Origin of the sequence: Streptomyces sediminimaris (assembly GCF_047049295.1) — a bacterium.
GTDB lineage: Bacteria > Actinomycetota > Actinomycetes > Streptomycetales > Streptomycetaceae > Streptomyces > Streptomyces sediminimaris.
This window is the reverse complement of record NZ_JBJWOT010000001.1, coordinates 1819735-1835263: the sequence shown is the minus strand read 5'-3', so window position 1 is coordinate 1835263 and position 15529 is coordinate 1819735. Positions and strand designations below refer to the sequence as shown.

Annotated in this window: 14 protein-coding genes and 1 pseudogene; 8 read left to right on the top strand and 7 right to left on the bottom strand. The window is 72.5% G+C overall.

All coding sequences use genetic code 11. From position 1 onward, the window contains the following. Entirely contained in the window at positions 1-1083 is a 1083-nt protein-coding gene (locus ACJ9NR_RS08545) for a zinc-binding dehydrogenase (RefSeq protein WP_412488908.1), read from the top strand. 132 nt (positions 1084-1215) lie between these two features. Here ACJ9NR_RS08545 and ACJ9NR_RS08540 read toward each other — a convergent pair whose 3' ends face one another. From ACJ9NR_RS08540 to ACJ9NR_RS08530, 3 genes are all read right to left on the bottom strand, one after another. Further along, positions 1216-2172 (bottom strand): DMT family transporter, encoded by a 957-nt coding sequence (locus ACJ9NR_RS08540; protein WP_412490486.1) that lies wholly within the window; start codon positions 2170-2172, stop codon positions 1216-1218. 162 nt (positions 2173-2334) lie between these two features. Beyond that, on the bottom strand, positions 2335-3045 hold the full coding sequence (locus tag ACJ9NR_RS08535) for an ArsR/SmtB family transcription factor (protein ID WP_412488909.1): 711 nt from the start codon (positions 3043-3045) through the stop codon (positions 2335-2337). A gap of 46 nt (positions 3046-3091) precedes the next feature. Beyond that, a complete protein-coding gene (locus ACJ9NR_RS08530) occupies positions 3092-3733 on the bottom strand; it encodes a TetR/AcrR family transcriptional regulator (protein ID WP_412488910.1) in 642 nt (213 codons plus the stop codon). Positions 3734-3836: 103 nt separating this feature from the next. On the opposite strand from ACJ9NR_RS08530, the gene ACJ9NR_RS08525 reads away from it, so the two are divergent. The 3 genes from ACJ9NR_RS08525 (at position 3837) to ACJ9NR_RS08515 (ending at position 6125) form a co-directional block, all read left to right on the top strand. Beyond that, a complete protein-coding gene (locus ACJ9NR_RS08525; protein ID WP_412488911.1) occupies positions 3837-4988 on the top strand; it encodes an acyl-CoA dehydrogenase family protein in 1152 nt (383 codons plus the stop codon). Positions 4989-5066: 78 nt separating this feature from the next. Next, on the top strand, positions 5067-5354 hold the full coding sequence (locus ACJ9NR_RS08520; protein WP_412488912.1) for a YiaA/YiaB family inner membrane protein: 288 nt from the start codon (positions 5067-5069) through the stop codon (positions 5352-5354). A gap of 147 nt (positions 5355-5501) precedes the next feature. Continuing rightward, on the top strand, positions 5502-6125 hold the full coding sequence (locus ACJ9NR_RS08515) for a TetR/AcrR family transcriptional regulator (RefSeq protein ID WP_412488913.1): 624 nt from the start codon (positions 5502-5504) through the stop codon (positions 6123-6125). Between the two features lie 23 nt (positions 6126-6148). Here ACJ9NR_RS08515 and ACJ9NR_RS08510 read toward each other — a convergent pair whose 3' ends face one another. Next, the gene (locus tag ACJ9NR_RS08510; protein WP_412488914.1) at positions 6149-6610 is read right to left on the bottom strand and encodes a MaoC family dehydratase; all 462 of its coding nucleotides are present in this window, start codon (positions 6608-6610) and stop codon (positions 6149-6151) included. Between the two features lie 107 nt (positions 6611-6717). Between ACJ9NR_RS08510 and soxR the strand changes: the two genes are divergently transcribed. Continuing rightward, positions 6718-7203 (top strand): redox-sensitive transcriptional activator SoxR, encoded by a 486-nt coding sequence (gene soxR, locus ACJ9NR_RS08505; protein ID WP_412488915.1) that lies wholly within the window; start codon positions 6718-6720, stop codon positions 7201-7203. 374 nt (positions 7204-7577) lie between these two features. Here the strand turns inward: soxR and ACJ9NR_RS08500 are convergent, their stop codons facing one another. After that, positions 7578-8180 (bottom strand): hypothetical protein, encoded by a 603-nt coding sequence (locus ACJ9NR_RS08500; RefSeq protein WP_412488916.1) that lies wholly within the window; start codon positions 8178-8180, stop codon positions 7578-7580. 222 nt (positions 8181-8402) lie between these two features. Between ACJ9NR_RS08500 and ACJ9NR_RS08495 the strand changes: the two genes are divergently transcribed. Next, positions 8403-11186, top strand: a complete 2784-nt coding sequence (locus ACJ9NR_RS08495; protein ID WP_412488917.1) for a penicillin acylase family protein — start codon at positions 8403-8405, stop codon at positions 11184-11186. Positions 11187-11297: 111 nt separating this feature from the next. Here the strand turns inward: ACJ9NR_RS08495 and ACJ9NR_RS08490 are convergent. Together ACJ9NR_RS08490 and ACJ9NR_RS08485 are read right to left on the bottom strand one after the other, a co-directional pair. Further along, positions 11298-11567: pseudogene (locus tag ACJ9NR_RS08490) on the bottom strand (serine-threonine protein kinase); the annotation flags it as partial. An 81-nt stretch (positions 11568-11648) separates the two neighbouring features. After that, positions 11649-12887 (bottom strand): exo-beta-N-acetylmuramidase NamZ family protein, encoded by a 1239-nt coding sequence (locus ACJ9NR_RS08485; RefSeq protein ID WP_412488918.1) that lies wholly within the window; start codon positions 12885-12887, stop codon positions 11649-11651. Between the two features lie 168 nt (positions 12888-13055). Here ACJ9NR_RS08485 and ACJ9NR_RS08480 point away from each other — a divergent pair, with 168 nt between their 5' ends. Both ACJ9NR_RS08480 and ACJ9NR_RS08475 read left to right on the top strand, forming a co-directional pair. Continuing rightward, entirely contained in the window at positions 13056-13829 is a 774-nt protein-coding gene (locus tag ACJ9NR_RS08480; protein WP_412488919.1) for an SDR family oxidoreductase, read from the top strand. Then, positions 13826-15514, top strand: coding sequence for a class I adenylate-forming enzyme family protein (locus tag ACJ9NR_RS08475; protein WP_412488920.1), 1689 nt, complete (start codon positions 13826-13828; stop codon positions 15512-15514). Before ACJ9NR_RS08480 ends, ACJ9NR_RS08475 begins: the two co-directional genes overlap by 4 nt. Positions 15515-15529 lie beyond the last annotated feature (15 nt).

The following is a 15529-nucleotide window of genomic DNA, read 5'->3' as shown; positions in this document are numbered from 1 at the left end:
GTGGTTCGCGCAGCAGTCCTCCCCGCCGTGGGCGCTCCCCTGGAGATCACCGAGATCGATCTCCCGGACCCCGGTCCCGGCCGGGTCCGCGTCCGGCTCGCCGCGGCCGGGGTGTGCCACTCCGACCTGTCCCTGTCCAACGGCACCATGCGGGTACCGGTCCCCGCCGTCCTCGGCCACGAGGGCGCGGGCACCGTCGTCGCCGTCGGCGAAGGCGTCACCCATCTCGCGCCCGGCGCCGAGGTCGTCCTCAACTGGGCTCCCTCGTGCGGCAGTTGCCACGCCTGCTCGCTCGGCGAGGTGTGGCTGTGCGCCAACGCCCTGAACGGCGCCGCGGACGTCCACGCCCACCGCTCCTCCGACGGCTCGGACCTGCACCCCGGTCTGAACGTCGCCGCGTTCGCCGAGGAGACCGTCGTCCCGGCGGGCTGCGTGCTGCCGCTGCCCGAAGGCGTCCCGCTCACCGACGCCGCCCTGCTGGGCTGCGCGGTCCTCACCGGTTACGGCGCCGTCCACCACTCGGCGCGGGTGAGGGCCGGCGAGACCGTGGCGGTGTACGGCGTCGGGGGAGTGGGCCTGGCGGCGCTCCAGGCGGCCAGGATCGCCGGTGCGGCGCGCATCGTCGCCGTCGACGTCTCCCCGGGGAAGGAGGAGCTGGCGCGCCGCGCGGGCGCCACGGACTACGTCCTCGCCTCCGAGACGACGGCCCGCGAGATCCGGGGCCTGACGGACAAGCAGGGCGTCGACGTGGCGATCGAGTGCGTGGGCCGGGCGGCCACCATCCGCACGGCCTGGGACTCCACCCGCCGCGGCGGCCGTACGACGGTGGTCGGTATCGGCGGCAAGGACCAGCAGGTCACCTTCAACGCCCTGGAGATCTTCCACTGGGGCCGGAGCCTGGCCGGATGCGTGTACGGCAACTCCGACCCGGCGAAGGACCTGCCGGTGCTCGCCGGGCACGTCCGGGCCGGCCGCCTGGACCTCGGCGCGCTGGTGACGGAGCGGATCGGCCTGGACGGCATCCCGGCGGCCTTCGAGAACATGCTGGCCGGCCGGGGCGGCCGGGCGCTGGTGGTGTTCTGAGGCAGGCGGGCGGGGGCGGGCCCGCCCCCACCCCCGGCTGCTCCGTACAGCCGTCGCGCACACCCGTTGACCGCATACCGCCGGGTGGTTCGTCCCCGGAACGTGCCCGCCGTCCGCGCCGGCAGGGTGCGTTCAGGCCGACTCCGACGCGCCCTCGGGCCGCGGCGCCGACGCCCCCTCCGGCGCCGCGGCCCGCAGGACGGTCCGGTTCCGGTTCCGCGGCCGGGACCGCGACACCGCCACGCCCGCCAGGCACAGCGCGCCGCCGCCCAGGGTGAGCGGTCCCGGCACCTCGCCGAGCGCCAGCCACGACATCAGGACCACCAGCGCGGGAACCGCGTACGTCGTCGCGCCCATACGGGAGGCCGTCGTACGGGCCAGGGCGTAGGCCCAGGTGGTGAAGGCGAGGGCGGTCGGGAACACCCCGAGGTAGACCATGTCGAGGGTCGCCGAGAGGGGCGCGTGCGCGGCCTGGCCGACCAGCTGCCCGGCGAACGGCAGACAGCCCACCGCTCCGACCAGGCACCCGAACGTCGTCACCTGCAGCGCGCTCGCCCTGCCCAGGGCCGGCTTCTGCGCGACGACCCCGGCCGCGTAGCCGACCGCCGCGAGCAGGCACAGCACCACCCCGAGCACCGACGAGCCGCCCCCGCCCGACATCGACAGACCGACCGCCACCGCGCCCGCGAACGACACCGCCATGCCCGCGAGCAGCCGCGGCGGCATGGGGTCGCCGAGCAGCCGCGCACCGAGCAGGGCGATGAGGAGGGGCCCGACGTTCACCACCAGGGCCGCCGTACCGGCGTCCACCTGCTGTTCGCCCCAGTTCAGGACGACCATGTAGAAGCCGAACCACAGCGCCCCGGACAGCGCGATCCCGCGCCAGGCCGACCGCGGCGGCAGCCCCTCGCGCCGCAGGAGACAGATCACGCCCAGGGTCAGCGCCCCGGCGAGCAGCCTCCCGAGCGCCAGCGCCCCGGGCGCGTAGGCCTGCCCCGCGCTGCGGATCGACACGAAGGCGGAGGCCCACAGCACGACGGTGACCGCTGCGGCACCGGGGGCGAGCAGCTCGCCACGACGGGGGTTCATCATGCTCCAGAGGTTAGGAGGGAGGAGGGGCGGAGAGCTCGCGGATTTCGGACGGGGGGGCCGAGCGGTGCCGTCCCGCGGCGCCCCGAAGAGGCAGGGGACCCGAGCGGCCGGCCATGACGGCGCCGCGGCTGGCGCACCGCGCCACCGCCGCCGGACCGCTCAGCGCAGGGCCGTTGCCCGGACACCGAGCAGGTCCGCCAGTGCCCGCTCTCCCGCCGGGGTCACCTTCACGGCGCGCCCGGAGCCGATGCGTACGCACCAGCCCCTCTCCAGGAGGTGCCGGCACAGCGCCGCCCCCGCGGCACCCGCGAGGTGCGGCCGGCGTTCGGTCCAGTCGAGGCAGGCGCGTGCGAGCGGGCGGCGGCCCCCGCGGTCCAGGGCGATACCGCTGGCGGCGAACCACTCGAGACCGGTGTCCGTCAGCGCGAACCCCGTGTCCTGCCGCAGCAGTCCGCGCAGCGTCAGCGCCTCGGTGACCGCGATGCCGAGCCGCCCCGCGAGGTGGTCGTAGCACGTGCGGCCGCGCGCCATCGCGGACCCCGCGCTCGACTCCCGCAGGCCGCGCGGCCGTACGACGTCCCGCGGGTCCACCTGCGCCGCCAGGTCCTCGACGAGCTGTGCGACGCGGGCGTCCGCGAGGCGCACGTACCGGTGCCGGCCCTGCCGTTCCTCGGCCAGCAGCCCGCCCGCGACGAGCTTGCCCAGGTGTTCGCTCAGCGTCGACGCGGCGACCCCGGCGTGCCGTGCCAGCTCGCCCGCGGTCCAGGCCCGCCCGTCGAGCAGGGCAAGCAGGCACGCGGCCCGGGTCTCGTCGGCGATCAGCGCGGCGAGCCGGGCCAGCTGCGGTGCCTGCGGATCCCTGGTGGTCATGCGTTCCAGGATGGGGCACACACGCTTCGGCGCCGGCCGAAGTGTCTCAGGCGGTCCGCCGCGCCTGCTCGTACTGCCGCACCAGCCCGTCGAGCAGCGCCGTGAGCCCGGTCTCGAAGGCCCGCTCGTCGATCTTCTCCTGCTGTTCGGCGAGCAGGTGGGCCTGGCCGAGGTGGGGGTAGTCGGCGGGGTCGTAGGCGCTGGCGTCGTCCACGAAGCCGCCGGCGAAGGAGCCGAGCGCGGAGCCCATGATGAAGTAGCGCATCAGCGCGCCGATGGAGGTGGCCTGCGCGGGCGGCCAGCCGGCCCTGACCATCGCGCCGTAGACGGCGTCCGCCAGGCGCAGTCCGGCGGGGCGGCGGCCGGGCCCGGTGGCGAGGACCGGGACGATGTGCGGGTGGTCGCGCAGGGCGGCCCGGTAGGAGACCGCCCAGTCGTGCAGCGCGGTCCGCCACCCCCGGCCGTCCTCGAACATCGACAGGTCGACCTGCGCGCTGACCGAGTCGGCGACCGCCTCCAGGATCTCGTCCTTGGTGCGGAAGTGGTTGTAGAGCGAGGGCCCGCTCACCCCGAGCTCCGCGGCGAGCCGGCGGGTGGAGACGGCCGCGAGGCCCTCCGCGTCCACCAGAGCGCGTGCCGTCTCGACGATGCGGTCGGTGCTGAGGAGGGGCTTGCGCGGTCGGGCCATGGCGCACATAGTAGGGCTGCGTTCAGAAACTAGCAGTGCTAATTTAAATGGGGGTCATGTGGTGTGGCCACCTTGAAGTCCGTTATCTGTGGGGTGACTCGGCATGAACCTGGAGCTCAGCGAGGAGCAGACCGCCGTCCGGCGGCTCGCCCGGGACTTCGTGGACCGCGAGATCGCCCCGAACGTCGTCGCCTGGGACCGGGCGGAGGAGATCGACCGGTCCCTCGTGAAGAAGCTCGGCGAGGTCGGCTTCCTCGGCCTCACCGTCGGCGAGGAGTACGGCGGCTGCGGCGGCGACCACCTCGCCTACTGCCTGGTGACGGAGGAGCTCGGACGCGGTGACTCCTCCGTGCGCGGCATCGTGTCCGTCTCGCTCGGGCTGGTCGCCAAGACGGTCGCGGCCTGGGGGAGCGAGGAGCAGAAGCGGCGCTGGCTGCCGGGGCTCACCTCCGGCGAGTACGTCGGCTGCTTCGGCCTGACCGAGCCCGGCACCGGCTCCGACGCCGGCAACCTCACCACGCGCGCGGTGCGCGACGGCGACGAGTACGTCGTCAACGGCAGCAAGATGTTCATCACCAACGGCACCTGGGCCGACGTGGTGCTGCTGTTCGCCCGCTCCACCGACGCCCCCGGGCACAAGGGCGTCTCCGCCTTCCTGGTCCCGGCCGACAGCCCCGGCCTGACCCGCCGCACCATCCACGGCAAGCTCGGCCTGCGCGGCCAGGCCACCGCGGAACTGGTCCTTGAGGACGTGCGCGTGCCCGCCTCCGCGATGCTGGGCGAGGAGGGCAGGGGCTTCTCGGTGGCCATGTCGGCGCTGGCCAAGGGACGCATGTCGGTCGCGGCCGGCTGTGTGGGCATAGCGCAGGCCGCGCTGGAGGCGGCCGTTCGATACGCCGGTGAGCGCGAGCAGTTCGGCGGGCCCATCGCCCGGCACCAGCTGGTGCAGGAGCTGATCAGCGACATCGCCGTCGACGTGGACGCGGCCCGGCTGCTGACCTGGCGGGTCGCCGACCTGATCGACCGCGGGCAGCCCTTCGCGGTCGAGTCCTCCAAGGCCAAGCTCTTCGCCTCCGAGGCCGCGGTCCGCGCCGCCAACAACGCCCTGCAGGTCTTCGGCGGCTACGGCTACATCGACGAGTACCCGGTGGGCAAGCTGCTGCGCGACGCCCGGGTGATGACGCTCTACGAGGGCACCAGCCAGATCCAGAAGCTGCTCATCGGGCGTTCGCTGACCGGGGTCTCGGCGTTCTGAGGGGCCCTGGGCATCTGAGTAGCCGAGCTGAGTATCCCGGCGGATGCGGCACCGGGCGCACCCGCCGACGCTTGTCCCATGAGCGACACACCGGTCAAGCAGCAGAGCACGGCGGCCTTCTACGGCCAGGCCGTCGCCTCCTTCGCCGTCGCGATGGCCGCGACGGCCATCGGGATCTTCCGGCTGGACGCCGACGCCTGGGTGCGTGCCTTCCTCGCGATCGCCGTCCTCTACCTCGTCACCTCCGCCTTCACGCTCGCCAAGGTGATCCGGGACCGGCAGGAGGCCGGGCAGATCGTCAGCCGGGTCGACCAGGCGAGGCTGGAGAAGCTGCTGGCCGACCACGACCCCTTCGAGAAGCTGTGAAAAGCCCCGGGCGGCTCCGGGCGGACGCACTAAGCGCTCGCTCACCTTCGGCGGTATGGTGGGGGTCCGCCCGGTCGGAAGGTGTGGCCCGAGGGTCTGCGTCGAGGGCGGTGGCGGGAGACCGGCGGGCGAGAGGGGCAGCAGGCGATGAGTACGGTGGAGGAGACGGCCGGCGGCGAGGCGTCCGCGTGGGGCGAGGTCACGCCCGACGCGGCCCGGCGGCTGCTGATGGCCGCGGTGGAGGCCTTCGCCGAGCGCGGGTACCACGCCACCACGACCCGTGACATCGCGGGCCGCGCGGGCATGAGCCCGGCCGCGCTCTACATCCACTACAAGACCAAGGAAGAACTGCTGCACCGGATCAGCAGGATCGGCCACGAGAAGGCGGTGGAGATCCTGCAGACGGCGGCCCGGCGCGAGGGCACCGCCGCCGAGCGGCTGGCCGACGCGGTGAGCTCCTTCGTCCGCTGGCACGCGGGCGGCCGTACCACCGCCCGGGTCGTGCAGTACGAGCTGGACTCCCTCGGCCCCGATGCCCGCGAGGAGATCCTCGCGCTGCGCCGGCGGTGCGACGCCGAGGTGCGCGGGGTCATCGAGGAGGGAATCGCGGCCGGCGAGTTCGACGTGCTGGACGTGAAGGGCACCACCCTCGCGATCCTCTCGCTCTGCATCGACGTGGCCCGCTGGTTCAACATCCACGGTCCCTGGACGCCGGACGAGGTCGGCGCGCTCTACGCCGACCTCGTGCTGCGCATGGTGGGGGCCAAGTAGCCGCCGGGCCGTCCGGGACCGGATCAGAGGTAGAAGCGGGCCACCGACTCGGCCACGCAGACCGGCTTGTCCCCGCCCTCGCGCTCCACGCTGTAGGCGACGGCGACCTGGACGCCGCCCGGCACGTCCTCGACACCGCTGATCCTCGCGGTGGCGCGCAGCCGCGAGCCGACCGGCACGGGGGCGGGGAAACGGACCTTGTTGGTGCCGTAGTTGACGCCCATCCGAACGCCCTCGACGCTCATCAGCTGGGGGCCGAAGAGCGGCAGCAGGGAGAGGGTCAGATAGCCGTGCGCGATGGTGGTCCCGAAGGGCCCGGCCGCCGCCTTCGCGGGATCGACGTGGATCCACTGGTGGTCCCCGGTGGCCTCCGCGAACAGATCGATCCGCTTCTGGTCGATCTCCAGCCAGTCGGTGTATCCGAGCTGCTCGCCCACCGCCGCCTTCAGCTCGTCGACGGACGTGAAGATCCTCGGCTCTGCCATGTCCCGGCCTCCCATGCCTCGCATTGTCTAAGCAACTGCTTAGCATGGTCGGGCGCGCACCCGATGTCAACGGACCGCCATCTGGGCGGGTCGGTAGGCTTCGAGGGGTGCCGCAGATTCCCGAGAAGATCCACGAGCTCACGGTCGGCCAGCTCGCCGCGCGGAGCGGCGCCGCCGTCTCCGCCCTGCACTTCTACGAGTCCAAGGGCCTGATCAGCAGCCGCCGCACCGCGGGCAACCAGCGCCGCTACCACCGTGACGCGCTGCGCCGGGTCGCCTTCGTACGGGCCGCGCAGCGCGTCGGTATCCCCCTGGCCACGATCCGCGAGGCGCTCGCCGAGCTCCCCGAGGAGCGCACCCCCACCCGGGAGGACTGGGCCCGCCTCTCCGAGGCCTGGCGCGCCGAGCTGGAGGAGCGCATCAAGCAGCTCAACCGCCTGCGCGACCATCTCACCGACTGCATCGGCTGCGGCTGTCTGTCCCTGGACACCTGTGTCCTGTCCAACCCGGACGACGTGTTCGGGCAGAGCCGGTCGGGCTCGCGGCTCATGGTCGAGCGGGGCGGGAGCCGGCAGCGGCGCGAGCGGGGCTGAGCGCCAACGGCGGCTCTGTGCCGAGCGGTTGGGCCGTCTGCGGTCACCGGACCGCGCCGCCGGCCTCCGCGCCGACGCCGAGCGGGGCGCGCGCGGCCTGCGCGGGGTGGCGGGAGTCGCGATGGCGCGGGCGGAGGCCGTGACCGCGCGGGGCGGCAGCGTGTCGTGGCCGCGCGGCGGCTCGAACGGACGGGCAATCCGCCGCGGCGGGGTGGAGTGGAGTGGAGGTGGGGTGGGGTGGGAGTCCCTGCCGTCCGCCGGGTCATGCCCGATCCGTGGTCCGGGCCCGGCAGGCGCCACCGGCAAGGGCCCGGCGGCCACCGGCCGTCGGGGATTTCAGGGGGTGCGGCATCCCCGGCGCACCCCCGCCGTACTCAGGCCGAGACGAGCAGCCTTCCGCGCCTTGCGTCCGCCAGGGCCTCGGGCTTGAGCACGGGCCGTGGCACGAGAATTCCGCAGTGTGTGCAGACCGGACCGGCCGACGGTTCATGGTCCAGGTCGTACTTCCAGATCAGGCGCTCATCGCCGCACACCGGGCAGGCGGCCCCCGGTTCGCGCTCCAGGGCGGCGATCAGCCGGCGCAGCACCTCGGCCAGCGGTTCCCGGGGATGCACCTTCGGATCGTCGCACCAGGCGACACCGAAACCGCCCCAGGTCAACCGGTGCCAGTCGTCGACACTGCCCGGCCGGCGCAGTCCGTCGTGCTTCTCCTTCTTGCGCCGCTCGGCGAACTCGACCTCGTAGGCGAGCCACACCGAACGCGCTTCTTCCAGTTCCTCCAGTGCGGCCACGAGCCGCACCGGGTCGGGGGAGCGGTCCTCCGGACCGAACCCTGCCCGGGAGCACAAATGGTCCCAGGTCGCCCTGTGCCCGTAAGGAGCGAACCGCTCAAGGCACTTGCGCAGTGAGTAGCGCCGCAGTGCCAGATCGCACCGCGGGTCGCGGACCTGTCTCGCCAGACTCCGGAAACCGGCCATCGCCCTGCACCTCCGTCACACCTGCACCTGTACTTCGGTCACTTCGGCGTCGTCGTAGGGACGTCGCCGAATAGACGTATCGACAACCGAATCGGCTCCATCCGATTTCCGATGCCTTCCATAAGCCCGCCGTACGACTCCAAAACTTGACGCATGTTCATCTTCACTCCCGGGGATACCGCCGGTAACGTCCCGGCTCACCCCACGTCGGTAGGAGCTGCCATGCCACGACGCACCTCGCGTAGCACCCTGTTCAGACTGAGAACTCCCGGCAGACTCGCCGGGTTCCTGAAGACGGCATCCATATGCGTCCTGATTGCTGGTCTTTTGTCCCCGCTGACCCAGGTGACGGCAGCCGCCGCCACGGCCTCGGACGACTACTGCGGCGGCCAGTGCTCCGACATCCTGCCGCCGGGTGAGAACGGCAACGCCACCCTGGCCCAGATCCTGCTCAACCAGGCATTCGGCACCCAGCCCGAGCACGCCGAGGACCAGCTCGGCCCCTACGCCAACCTGGCCTCGGGGTACTCCGCGCTCACCGACGCGAAGATCAACACCTTCTTCAACGACGCCTCGTTCGGCGTCGCTTCCGACCAGGTCGCCTCCTCGGAGAAGCCCGCGGGGCGCAGCGACGTCACGATCGTCCGCGACAAGAAGACGGGTGTGCCGCACATCACCGGCAGCACCCGGTACGGCACCGAGTTCGGCGCCGGGTACGCCGCGGCCGAGGACCGGCTGTGGCTGATGGACCTGTTCCGGCACGTGGGCCGCGGCCAGCTGACCTCCTTCGCCGGCGGCGCGGCCGCCAACCAGGGCCTGGAGCAGCAGTTCTACCGCAACGCCCCGTACACCGAGGCCGAGCTGAAGGCCCAGATCGACAACGCGGTCGCGAACAACGGCGCCCGCGGCCAGCAGGCCCTCGCCGACGCGAACGCCTACCTCGCGGGCATCAACTCCTACATCGACGCCTCGGACTCCGGCCGCTACTTCCCCGGCGAGTACGTCCTGACCGGCCACAAGGACGCGATCACCAACGCCGGCACGATCGACCACTTCAAGCTGACCGACCTGGTCGCCCTCGCCTCGGTGATCGGCTCGCTGTTCGGCTCCGGCGGTGGCGGCGAGGTCAACAACGCCATCTCCCTGCTCGCCGCCCAGTCCAAGTACGGGGTCGAGGAGGGCACCAAGGTCTGGGAGTCCTTCCGCGAACGCAACGACCCCGAAGCCGTCCTCACCGTCCACGACGGCGAGAGCTTCCCCTACGGCACCAAGCCCGCCAGCGCCCAGGGCGAGGCCCTGCCCGACGCCGGCTCGGTGACGACGGAGCCGCTGATCTACGACGCGACCGGCACCGGGGCGAGCCAGAGCGCCACCGCCGCCTCCGGGAAGGCGGCCGCGGCCGCCCTCAGCTCCGCGAAACGCGGCATGTCCAACGCCCTTGTCGTCAGCGGCAAGTACACCGCGAGCGGCCACCCCGTCGCCGTCTTCGGACCGCAGACCGGTTACTTCGCCCCGCAGCTGCTCATGCTGCAGGAGATCCAGGGCCCGGGGATCAGCGCCCGCGGCGCGTCCTTCGCGGGCCTGAGCATGTACGTCGAACTCGGCCGCGGCCAGGACTACTCGTGGTCGGCGACCACCTCGGGCCAGGACATCATCGACACCTACGCCGTCGAACTGTGCCAGGACGACCACCACTACCTGTACCACGGCACCTGCACGGCCATGGACGAGGTCGAGCAGAAGAACTCCTGGAAGCCGACCACGGCCGACGGCACGGCCGCCGGGTCGTACACGATGCGCGTGTGGAGGACGAAGTACGGACCCGTCGCCTACCGGGCGACCGTCGGCGGCAAGAAGGTCGCCTACACCACCCTGCGCTCCTCGTACCTGCACGAGGCCGACTCGATCATCGGCTTCCAGATGCTCAACGACCCCGGCTACGTCAAGGGCCCGCAGACCTTCCAGACCGCGGTGCAGCACATCAACTACACCTTCAACTGGTTCTACGCCGACTCCCGGCACACCGCGTACTACAACAGCGGTGACAACCCGGTGCGCGCGAGCGGCGTCGACAGCGAGTTCCCGGTGTGGGGGCGGGCCGCCTACGAGTGGAAGGGCTGGGACCCGGCCACCAACACGGCGGCCTACACGCCCGCTTCCCAGCACCCCAACTCCGTCGACCAGGACTACTACGTCTCCTGGAACAACAAGCAGGCCCTCGACTACACGACCGCGAGCTGGGGCGACGGCTCCGTGCACCGCGGGAACCTGCTCGAGGACCGGGTGCGCAGGCTGGTCGCGGCCGGCGGGGTGACCCGTACGAAGCTGGTGCAGGCCATGGCGGGCGCCGCGCTCGCCGATCTGCGCGCCGAGGACGTGCTGCCGGACCTGCTGAAGGTGATCGACAGCGCCGCGGTGACCGACCCCACCGCCGCGGCGGCCGTGAGCAGGCTCCGGACCTGGCTCACGGCGGGCGCCAGGCGCACGGAGACGTCGGCGGGCTCGAAGACGTACGCCGACTCCGACGCCATCCGCATCCTGGACGCCTGGTGGCCGCTGCTGGTGAAGGCCGAGTTCGAGCCCGGCCTCGGTGCCGGCCTCTACACCGCGCTCACCGCGAACCTGCCGATCGACGAGTCCCCGTCGGCCGGGCACGGGCCCACCGGCTCACACGCCGGCAGCTCCTTCCAGTACGGCTGGTGGAGCTACGTCGACAAGGACATCCGGTCGGTGCTGGGCGAGCCGGTGAAGGGACCGCTCGCCGAGAAGTACTGCGGCGGCGGCAGCCTCAGCGCCTGCCGGGACACGCTCATCAGCACGCTGAAGGAGGCGGCCGGCATGTCCGCGTCCGAGGTCTACCCCGGCGACGACCTGTGCTCGGCGGGCGACCAGTGGTGCGCCGACTCGATCAACCAGCGCACCCTGGGCGGCATCAAGCACCACCTCATCAGCTGGCAGAACCGGCCCACCTTCCAGCAGGTGGTGGAGTACACCTCGCACCGGTGACGCACGGCGCAGGGCGACAGCGGCGGCGGGTCAGCGGATGCGGCCCGCCGCCAGCACCATCCGGGCCAGCTCCGGATGCACCCGCGCGCACCCCGACCGGCAGGCCGCGCCGTCGCTGAAGCGCATCGACGGCCAGATCACGCCCACGTACCCGATCCCGGCGTTCGGCGCGAGGTCCGGTATCGGTGCGAAGAACCGGCGGTACAGGGCGGTCGCGAGGGAGCGGTCGTTGTTCCAGCCGTGCGCGAAGACGATCAGGTCGCGCACGCCCCGGCCGGTGACCCCGGCGAGCAGCCTGTCCCGCTCCGGGCCCTCGACGTCCCCGTCCGCGTCGAACGTCAGCTCCCAGTAGGGCGTCACACTCGTCTGCGGCTGTGCCATGACAGGCCCCCTCGGCCCCCGTAGCGATGCGCGGTGGGCGCATCGTCCTGCCGGCGGGCCGGGTTGGCCATAGGGCACGGCTCACTTGTAGAGGAGGTAGTCCTCCCGGACCCGGCGGAAGGCGGTCAGCTCCTCCTGCCAGCCCGCGACCACCTCGTCCGTGCTCGCGCCCGCGTCGATCGCCGTACGCACCAGGGTGGAGCCGGTCAGCTTGTCGATCCAGTTGTCGGGCCGCCAGGCGAAGCCGCTCCACACCCGCTTGGCGGTCACCAGCAGCGCGACGCCGGTGCGCACGGGGTCGTAGGCCGCCCGGTCGTGCACGTGGATCTGCACGCCGCCGACCGTCCTGCCCTGGAACTTCGAGAAGGTCGGCGCGAAGTACGCCTCCCTGAAGTGCACGCCCGGCAGGCCGAGTTCGCCCGCCGCGGCGGCCCAGCGGCCGTCGATGCCCTCCGCGCCGAGGAGTTCGAAGGGCCGGGTCGTGCCGCGCCCCTCCGACAGGTTCGTGCCCTCGAACATGCAGGTCCCCGAGTACACCAACGCCGTGTCGGCCGTGGGCATGTTGGGGCTCGGCGGCACCCAGGGCAGGGCGGAGGCGTCGTAGAAGTCCGTGCGCCGCCAGCCCGTCATCGGGACCGTCTCCAGCGGGACGGGGTCGGTCAGGAACTCCCCGTTGAAGAGCCGGGCCAGCTCGCACACGGTCATGCCGTGCGCCTGGGAGATCGGCTGCCTGCCCACGAAGGTCGCGAACTCCCTGTGCAGCACCGGGCCCCGGGCCGACCGGCCGGTGACCGGATTGGGCCGGTCCAGCACGACGAAGCGCTTGCCCGCCAGCCGGGCCGCCTCCATGCAGTCGTACAGGGTCCAGATGTACGTGTAGAAGCGGGCGCCGACGTCCTGGATGTCGAAGACGATCGTGTCGGCGCCGGAGGCGGTGAAGACGTCGGCGAGGGGCCGGCCGCTCTTGAGGTAGGTGTCGTAGACGGGGAGGCCGGTGGCGGGGTCGTCGTAGCGGCCCTCGGAGCCGCCGGCCTGGGCGGTGCCGCGGAAGCCGTGTTCCGGGCCGAAGACGGCCATGAGGTCCACTTCGGGGTCCGCGTGCATGACGTCGACGATGTGGCGGACGTCGCGGGTGACGCCCGTCGGGTTGGTGACGATCCCCACCCGCTGCCCGCGCAAGGGGGCGTAGGCGGTCGCCCTGAGGTTCTCGAAGCCGGTACGCAGGTGCCCGCGGCGGCCGGTGGCGCCGGCCGGGGGTGCCGCGGTGAGGGATGCTGCTGCCGTTGTCGCTGCGAGGAGAGCTCGTCTGGAGAGGCGCATGGGGTGCAAGGTATTGCTCCCGCGGGTTGTGCGGAAGGTGCGTGTCCGCCGCGGCCCGCCGCGCGGGTCCCCGCGCCCCGAGGGCGCTCCGGGCACCCCTTTCCCGCGACATACCGACCGGTTAGTCTGATGGTCGCGGGAGTGAGCCGAGTACGTCGAAGGAGACCGATGGTGGAATCCCTGCAAGGTGCTGGTGTCGTCGTCACGGGGGCCGGGGGCGGGATCGGGGCCGCCCTCGCGCGGCGGTTCGCCGCCGAGGGCGCCCGGGTCGTCGTGAACGACCTCGACGCGGCGCGGGCCGGGGCCGTCGCCGACGAGACCGGCGGCATCGCGGTGCCCGGCGACGCCTCCGCGATCGTGGCCGCGGCCCGGGACGCGCTCGGCGGCACCGTCGACGTGTACTGCGCCAACGCCGGCGTCGCCTTCGAGGACGGGGCCCGGGGGCTGTCCGCCGACGAGAGGTCCTGGGCCACCTCCTGGGACGTCAACGTGATGGCGCACGTCCGTGCCGCGGACGCGCTGCTGCCGGCCTGGCTGGAGCGCGGCAGCGGGCGGTTCGTCTCCACCGTCTCCGCCGCCGGGCTGCTGACCATGATCGGCGCCCCCTCCTACAGCGTCACCAAGCACGGGGCCTATGCCTTCGCCGAGTGGCTGTCGCTGACCTACCGCCACCGCGGGATCAAGGTGCACGCGATCTGCCCCCAGGGCGTGCGCACCGACATGCTGGATGCCACCGGCGCCGCCGGCGACCTGGTGCTCAGGCCGACCGCGGTCGAGCCCTCGGACGTCGCCGACGCCCTGTTCAAGGGCATCGCGGAGGACCGCTTCCTGATCCTGCCGCACCCCGAGGTCGCCGGGTACTACCGGGCCCGGGCCGCCGAGCCGGACCGCTGGCTGGCCGGCATGAACCACCTGCAGCAGAAGTGGGAGGAGGTGCGGTGAGCGGCTCCCGCTACGCGGCCAAGCCCTGGCTGGCCCTGCTGAACGACGCCCAGCGCGCCCCGGTCCGGCCCGACGACTCCCTGGTGCACTCCCTGCGCCGGGTCGCCGCCGAGGCCCCGGACCGGGACTTCCTCGCCTACTTCGACGGACGGCTGAGCTACCGCGAGGCCGACGAACTGACCGACTCCGTCGCCGGGCACCTCACCGCCCGCGGCCTGGAGCACGGCGACCGGGTGGCGATCCTGCTGCAGAACTCCCCGCAGTTCGTGCTCGCCCTGCTGGGCGCCTGGAAGGCCGGCGCGACCGTCGTGCCCGTCAACCCCATGTACAAGTCGCGGGAGGTGACGCACGTCCTGCGGGACGGTGAGGTGGCGGCACTGATCTGCTCGGACCGGGCGTGGGAGTCGTACCTGCGCGCGACGGCCGCCGACTCGCCGGTGCGGATCGTGCTGACCGGGTGCGAACTGGACTTCCAGACGCGCGGCGACACACGCGTGCTCAGCTTCGAGCGGCTGCCGCAGGCCGCCGACGCCGCCGACCTGACGACCGTGGCCCGCGCCGGGTACGAGCCGCCCGGGAGCCGTTACCCCGGGCCGTCCGACATCGCGCTGATCAGCTACACCTCGGGCACCAGCGGCACCCCCAAGGGCGCCACCAACACGCACGCCAACATCATGTACAACGCCGAGCGGCAGCGGACCGGGCTGGGCCTGCCGGACGCGCCCGTCTACTACGCGCTGGCGCCGCTGTTCCACATCACCGGGATGGTGTGCCAGCTCGGGGCGTGCCTGAACAGCGCGGGGACGCTCGTGCTGACGTACCGCTTCGAGCCGGGCGTCGTACTGGAGGCGTTCGCCGAGCACCGGCCGCACTACACCGTCGGCCCGTCCACGGCCTTCATGGCGCTGGCCGCGCACCCGGACGCCACCCCGGACCACTTCTCCTCCTTCGCCGTCATCTCCAGCGGCGGCGCACCGCTGCCGCCGGCCCTGGTGGAGAAGTTCCGGGCGGGCTTCGGGCCGTACATCCGCAACGGCTACGGCCTGACCGAGTGCACCGCCCCCTGCGCGTCCGTCCCGCCCGGCCGGGAGGCGCCCGTCGACCCGGTCTCCGGGACGCTGGCGGTGGGCGTACCGGGGCCGGACACGGTCGTACGGATCGTCGACGACCAGGGGCGGGAGCTGCCCTTCGGCGAGCAGGGCGAGATCGTCGTGCGCGGACCGCAGGTCGTGCCGGGCTACTGGCGCCGGCCCGACGCCACCGCCGAAACGTTTCCGGGCGGCGAACTGCGCACCGGGGACATCGGGTTCATGGACGAACAGGGCTGGCTGTACGTCGTCGACCGCAAGAAGGACATGATCAACGCGTCCGGCTTCAAGGTGTGGCCGCGCGAGGTCGAGGACGTGCTGTACACGCACCCGGCGGTGCGTGAGGCGGCCGTCGTCGGGGTGCCCGACGGCTACCGCGGCGAGACCGTCAAGGCGTACATCAGCCTCCGGCCGGGAACGGATACGGACCCCGGTGAACTCGCGGCGTACTGCAAGGAGAGACTGGCTGCCTACAAATACCCGCGGCAGGTGGAGATCCTGCCCGACTTGCCGAAGACGGCCAGTGGGAAGATCCTCCGTCGGGAGCTCCGCTCCCGCCCGCAGCACAGCGAACACGTACGGCGAGAACGGCAGTAAGCCCGGAAGGCAGGT